The 266-nt window shown below is 63.0% G+C and carries 1 pseudogene; it reads right to left on the bottom strand.

Annotated elements, in window-relative coordinates:
* Positions 1-104, bottom strand: a pseudogene (locus tag ACQ4LH_RS21685) (hypothetical protein); the annotation flags it as partial.
* Between the last annotated feature and the right edge of the window lie 162 nt (positions 105-266).

The raw sequence follows: 266 nt of genomic DNA, 5'->3' as shown, positions 1-266 counted from the left end.
TCACTAGGCCGCGCATCCAGCACCGGCACCTTATTGGCAATCAGGCGCTCGTGCAGGACGGCGCGGGCATTCAGGTAGTCCAGGGTGCCGCAGGAATCCAGAGCGCTGGACCTGGNTGATCGTCGTCGCCAATGTAAGATGTGTATACGAGACCGTCACCAGGCCGCGCCTCCACCACCGGCACCTTATTCGCAATCAGGCGCTCGTGCAGGCCGGCGCGGGCATTCAGGTAGTCCAGGGTGCCGCAGTAATCCAGAGCGTTAGGC

Source organism: Pseudomonas peli, assembly GCF_050563605.1.
GTDB lineage: Bacteria > Pseudomonadota > Gammaproteobacteria > Pseudomonadales > Pseudomonadaceae > Aquipseudomonas > Aquipseudomonas peli_A.
This window is presented reverse-complemented; position numbering and strand designations above follow the sequence as displayed.